The sequence below is a fragment of the Streptomyces sp. PA03-1a genome, assembly GCF_033792805.1.
In the GTDB taxonomy this organism is placed as follows: domain Bacteria; phylum Actinomycetota; class Actinomycetes; order Streptomycetales; family Streptomycetaceae; genus Actinacidiphila.
In genome coordinates this window covers 1-5,603 of sequence record NZ_JARAVO010000384.1, presented here as the reverse complement: position 1 = coordinate 5,603, position 5,603 = coordinate 1, and the positions used below count along the sequence as shown (strand labels likewise).

At 72.5% G+C, this 5,603-nt stretch carries 6 protein-coding genes; all 6 read right to left on the bottom strand.

What is annotated here, in order from left to right; genetic code table 11:
* Nucleotides 1-332, bottom strand: a 332-nt coding sequence (locus PV341_RS43515) for a response regulator transcription factor (protein ID WP_500360795.1), incomplete at its 3' end; no start/stop codon positions are given.
* A gap of 230 nt (nt 333-562) precedes the next feature.
* Nucleotides 563-1,825 carry an ABC transporter permease gene (locus PV341_RS43510; RefSeq protein WP_500360792.1) on the bottom strand — a complete coding sequence of 421 codons (1,263 nt, stop codon included), beginning with the start codon at nt 1,823-1,825 and terminating at the stop codon, nt 563-565.
* Nucleotides 1,822-2,544: an ABC transporter ATP-binding protein gene (locus tag PV341_RS43505; protein ID WP_500325917.1), complete on the bottom strand. Its 723-nt coding sequence runs from the start codon at nt 2,542-2,544 to the stop codon at nt 1,822-1,824. Before PV341_RS43505 ends, PV341_RS43510 begins: the two co-directional genes overlap by 4 nt.
* The gene (locus PV341_RS43500; protein WP_500360790.1) at nt 2,541-3,905 is read right to left on the bottom strand and encodes a peptidoglycan-binding protein; all 1,365 of its coding nucleotides are present in this window, start codon (nt 3,903-3,905) and stop codon (nt 2,541-2,543) included. Before PV341_RS43500 ends, PV341_RS43505 begins: the two co-directional genes overlap by 4 nt.
* Before the next feature lie 14 nt (nt 3,906-3,919).
* The gene (locus PV341_RS43495) at nt 3,920-4,861 is read right to left on the bottom strand and encodes a hypothetical protein (protein WP_500360788.1); all 942 of its coding nucleotides are present in this window, start codon (nt 4,859-4,861) and stop codon (nt 3,920-3,922) included.
* A gap of 131 nt (nt 4,862-4,992) precedes the next feature.
* Nucleotides 4,993-5,603: DUF3152 domain-containing protein (locus PV341_RS43490; RefSeq protein ID WP_500360786.1), on the bottom strand; the 611-nt coding region annotated here is incomplete at its 5' end.

Below are 5,603 nucleotides of genomic sequence, written 5' to 3'. Positions count from 1 at the left end.
GCTGCGGGGGCAGGGACGGGGGTGAAGGTCGCCCGGCGCAGCAGCGAGCGGATCCGGGCCACCAGCACCGCGGTGTCCACGGGTTTGACCACGTAGTCGTCGGCGCCCGCCTCCAGGCCGGAGACGACGTCCAGGGCGTCGCCGCGCGCGGACATCATCAGGATCGGGTCCATGCTGGTCTCCCTGACCCTGCGGCACAGCCCGATCCCGTCCAGGCCCGGCAGCATCACGTCGAGCAGCAGCAGGTCGTGGCGGCCCTCCCGGAACAGTTCGAGCCCGGTCAGGCCGTCACCCGCCGACGTCACGCGGTAGCCGTAGCGCTCCAGCGCCATGGTGACCGATCTGCGGATCACCTCGTCGTCCTCGACGAGCAGGACCGCCACGGACGCCGGGACGGACCCCTCTGTCACCAGAACCGACACTCTCTTCCCATCGGACGCAGGTACGGGGACTCCCATCATGCGCCAGGCGGATGCCCCGCCGGGTGTCCGGTGGTGCTCGGCCACGCATCAACCGTGTATCAGCACGCGCTCATGCCACGGCCGCCCCACCACCACCCGCCTCAGGACCGCAGGGCGTCGACGGGCTCCATGCGGGAGGCCCGCAGGGAGGGGTAGAGACCGGCCAGGAGTCCGACGAGGGCTCCGGCGACCGGGGCGCCGAAGGCGAGCCGGACGTCGAGGACCGGGGTCCAGTCCCTGACGGCGGAGACGCCCACCACGACGACCATGCCCAGGGCGGCGCCGACGACGCCGCCGAGGAGTCCGATGGTCGTCGACTCCAGCAGGAACTGGCCGGCGACCTGGCGTCGCGAGGCACCGAGGGCGCGGCGCAGTCCGATCTCCCCGATCCGTTCGATGACCGTCACCAGCGTCACGTTGGCGATGCCGATGGCCCCGACCACCAGCGAGACCAGTCCGAGGACCAGGAACAGGCCGTTGACGTCGCCCTGTACGCCCTTGCGTGCCTTGGCCGGGTCGGGCGGTGCCGTGACGGCGAGGGCGCCCTCGGCTTCGGGGGCCAGCGCGATGGGTGCCTGGTGGGCCACCTGGTTCGCCGCGCCGAGCGCGGTGTTGATCAGTACCCGGGTGACCACTCCGAGGCCGAGCTGGTCCTGCGCGGTCGTGGGCGGCAGGATCACGGCGGTGGCGAGCTGCTGTTCCCGTTCGGCTCCGCCGAGGATCCCGATGACGGTGTAGGCCTGCCCCTTGAGGAAGACGGCGGGCGCGTCCTTGACCGAGCCGATGCCGAGCAGCCGTGCGGCCTGGTCGCCGATCACCGCCACCCGGCCGTGCCGGGCGACGTCCCCGTCGTCGAAGAAGCGTCCGGCGGTCATCGTGCCGCGCACCGCGGCGGGCAGCGTCGGGGACGCAGCGACGACCGCCATGGTCTGCCCGGTGACCTCCCCGGGCGCCACCACGTCGTTCGCCCGTACCTGGACGCTCGCGGTCGCCTGGGATTCGGCGATGGCCGCCGCCGAGTCGACCCCGGCCAGCCGCCGGACGGCGTCGACGCCCGGCCAGTCCACGAGAGGGACGGGGTCGGCCGACGGCGGCGGCGCGGGCACGACCACGGTGACGGAGGTGGCGGTCAGCGCGTCGAACCGGCCGACGATCTGGTTGCCCGCCGTGGACGAGACCCCGATGGTGATGACCAGGGTGGTGATGCCGAGGACGGTGCCCAGGGTGGTCAGCGCGGAGCGCATGGGACGGGCCAGCACCCCCGCCAGCGCCTCGGTCCACAGGTCCCGGAAGTCCATCCAGGGACGCTCGATGCCCCTGGCCCTGCCGCCGCCCCTGCCGCGTCGCCGGGCGCGGGTCCTCATCGGTCCTCCTCGGTGAGGCGTCCGTCGCTGATCCTCACCCGGCGGTCGGCCCGGGCGCTGACCGTCTCCTCGTGGGTGATCACGACCAGGGTCATGCCCTGCGCGCTCAGCTGATCGAAGAGGTCCAGCACGGACGCGGTGTTCTCACTGTCGAGGTTGCCGGTGGGTTCGTCGCAGAGCAGCAGCGCGGGCTCGCTCATCAGCGCCCGGGCGATCGCCACGCGCTGCCTCTCACCACCGGAGAGCCGGTCCGGCCGGAAGCCGGTGCGGTGTGCCAGGCCCACCCGTCCCAGTGCCTCCTCGGCCCTCGCGCGTCGGCCGGCCCGGCCGCGCCCGGGGCGCGGCCGGCGGTAGGCCTCGGCGAGCATGACGTTCTCGTCCACCGTCCGGTAGGGCAGCAGGTGGAAGGACTGGAAGACGAATCCGATCCGGCTGCCGCGCAGCGAGGTGCGCTGCGGGTCGCCGAGCGTGTTGGTCTCCACGCCGTCGAGCCAGTACGCGCCCGAGGTGGGGCGGTCCAGCAGCCCCAGGGTGTTGAGCAGCGTCGACTTGCCGGAGCCGGACGGGCCGACGATCGACAGGTGCTCGCCGCGCCGGACGGCCAGGTTCACGTCCCGCAGGGCGTGCACCGGCGGTTCGGAGTCGAAGGTCCGGTCGACGGAGACCAGCTGGATGACGGTGTCCGCGTCGGGCACCGCCGACAGTGCCGGGCCGGTCATCGTCCGACCACCACGGGATCGCCCGCCGTGAGGTCGTCACCGGACGGGGTGACCTCCACCTGGCCGTCCGCGGACAGGCCCGCCTTCACGGGGACGTCCACGACCTTGCCGCCCCGCACGACCTGCACCCTGGCCTGCCCGCCGGCCGATGTGTGCAGCGCGGCGATGGGCACCGTCAGCACGTCGCCGTCCGAGGAGCCCACCTCGATGGTGACCATCGCGGACCCGTTGGCGTTCTTGGCCAGCTTCCCCGACGGGACGGAGATCTGCACCGGTACGGGAGCCGCCGCGTCGCCGCCGCCGCCGACCGACGTCCCCGGCGCGTCCTTGCCGTCGCCCGCGTCGTGCTTCGGTACCTCGTCGCCGAGCGCCACCAGCCGCCCCCGCACCTTCGTGCCGTCGGGGGTCTCCACCTGGGCCGTCATGCCCTTGTGGAGCAGCTTGGCGTCGCTGCCCGGGACCACGGCCTGCACCACGACCTTGGAGCTGGTCACGGTGCCGATCGTTCCGGACGGGGTGTCGCCGGTCTTCAAGGACACCTTGTCCAGCCGGGCCGGCAGGTCCGGCAGGAAGACCACCTCGCCCGCCGGGATCTTGGTGCCGTAGCCGGCCTGGAAGGCGGAGAGCGCGGCGTTGGCCGCGTCCAGCTGCTGCTGCGCCGCCTTGAGCCGCAGCTTTCCGGACTCCCCACCGGAGCCGGATCCGCTGCCGGGGTCCTGCGCGTCCAGGAGCGCCTGCTGTGCGGTGGTCACGGCCGCTTCCAACGTCCCCAGCTGCTGCTTGTCCGCGAATCCGGGCTCCTCCGCGTGGAAGCTTTTGCTCTTGTACCAGCGGCTCACCGCCGCGGCGTCGGAGGATCCGTACGTCCCGGTGGTTCCGCCCGGGTTGAACCCGAGGCGGGCCAGGGCGCGTTCGAGCTGCTCGACGTCGTCGCCGGAGGCGCCGGGACCGAGCGTGCGGTACATCGGGACGGATCCCTTGAGCACCAGCACCGGCCGGCCGCTCACCTGCATCAGCACGTCGCCCTCCTTCACCTCCGATCCGGCGACCGGTGCCTTGGTGACGCGCTGGACGGCGGCGTCGCCGGCCCCGGAGTCCCCGGTGCCGGAGTCCGGGGACCCGACCGGCCCGGCCAGCGCCAGGCTCTGCGGTGAGGCGAACTCCACCGAGCCCTGGGCCACCACGCTCGCGGTCAGCGACCGCCGTTCCACGGCGACGGTGACCGGTCCGGCCTTCGGCGGACGGTGGGCGGCGGCCGCGTCGGCCGGCGACTGCATCTGCGATCCGGCGAACCAGCCGCCCGCGCCCACCAGTCCCACCCCGGCGACGATGGCGCCGAGCTGCCTGGGCCGGCTGCTCACCTTGCGGCGCTGCCTCACCCGGCACCGCCACCGCTGGTCGGGGCCTTGAAGAACTTCGGGAAGTAGGCGGCCCGGAAAGCCTTGCCGCACTCCAGGTCCTGCATCGCCAGGTCGATGTCCTTGGCGAGCAGGGGCATGGCCTCGTCCTTGCCCATGGGCTTGGTGGAGCTGCCGTCGGGGTTCGCCTCGGCGGCGCCGGCCCCGGCGCCGGGGGCGGCGGAGGTCATCGCCTGCAGCTTCACCATCTCCCCGATGCCGGTCGGCTGCGTCGTCGTGACGGGGATGCCGTGGTCCTTCAGGCACGAGGCGTACGACTGCGCCAGGGTCACCAGCCGGGAATCGCCGTTGAGCGCCTGCGCGTTCGCCTGGTTCCGCTGCGCGGTCGTGACGCTGCGTTCCTGGGCCGACGCGTTGCCGTAGACCTCCTTGTTGGCCTCCCCGTCGCATCCGGTCCACTGCTTGCCACCGGTCTTCGGGTCCGGGGGGCCGCCCATGGCCTTGTCCCAGGCGGCCTTCTGCGCGGCGGTGAGCGTGGCGACGTAGTCCGCGTTGGGCGAGACGTTCGCGTCGTCCCGGGCGGCCTCGCTGCCCGGCGCCTGGGGATCGTCGGGATAGACGACGCCCGCGTAGACGCCGAAGCCGTACTTCTGGCGGTACTTCTTCGTCAGCCCGTAGTCCGCCCCGTCGGCGGCCCAGGATGCCGCGGGGTCCTCGGGGGCGATGGGGGTGTAGGGGAAGCCCTTCTTCTTCATGCAGGCCGCGATCGCGTTCTGCAGCTGGTACTCCTTCTTGAGCTCCCCGCCGGCGTTCGCGGGGACGTCGAGCTGTCCCCGCGCTCCGGTCGGGGCCTTGCCACCGCCCGCCGTCTGCGATGCCGTCTCGGCGCCGCAGGCCGCCAGCAGCGGCAGCAGGCTCACCGCCACGGCCAGTATCCGAACAGTGCGGGATCCAGACATGCTCTTCCATCCGATCGAGGAGAAGTGAGGTCGCCGCCCTGAGGCGGGGCGTCACCGGGTTCGTGCGTCCCAGGCTGGCGCCCGCAGGTGATGGCCCCTGGCCCGGATCATGACCGAGCTGTAACGCCGGTTCACTGCACGTGCGGGCCGGTGACGAAGCGACCGTTCCTGTCGTAGGGCCAGGCGTTGGCGACGCATCCGCGCAGGCCCTTGATCTGCTGCATCATCACCGGGGCCAGTTGTCCGGGGCCCGCGCAGGTGGTGTGCGTGTAGTTCAGGAAGTGCCCCATCTCGTGGTTGATGATCAGCGCCCGGTAGTCGTGGATCGGGCCGTCGAACGTCGGCGAGCCCTCGACCCAGCGCTTGAGGTTCACCACGACCCCGCCGGGGACCTCGCAGTTGTACTCGCCCTGGGTGTCCTGCTTGATGCCCGTCCAGCACAGGGCGTCCGCCGTGCCCGGCGTCGCGATCCGCACCGTGAGGTCGTGGGGTTGCCCCGCGCTCACCAGCTGGAACGCGAAGGCGGGGTTGTGGGTCCAGCCCCGGGGGGCGGCGAGGATGTCGGCGATCTCGTTGGCCGCCTGGTCCGGCGAGATGTCGAGGCCGGTCTCGACCTTCACCACGTAGCGGAGCGGACGGGGACCGCGACCGACCTTCTCGCCGCCGGCCTGCGCGGTGACGAAGGTGCCACTGCCCGTCGCGGGGACGTCGATTTTGGTGGGGGTCGGCGTCGGCGTCGGGG

Bases quoted from the DNA above. Each gene is read 5' to 3' on its own strand.
- PV341_RS43505 (WP_500325917.1), bottom strand. From the start codon at position 2,544: ATGACCGGCCCGGCACTGTCGGCGGTGCCCGACGCGGACACCGTCATC.
- PV341_RS43495 (WP_500360788.1), bottom strand. From the start codon at position 4,861: ATGTCTGGATCCCGCACTGTTCGGATACTGGCCGTGGCGGTGAGCCTG.
- PV341_RS43510 (WP_500360792.1), bottom strand. From the start codon at position 1,825: ATGAGGACCCGCGCCCGGCGACGCGGCAGGGGCGGCGGCAGGGCCAGG.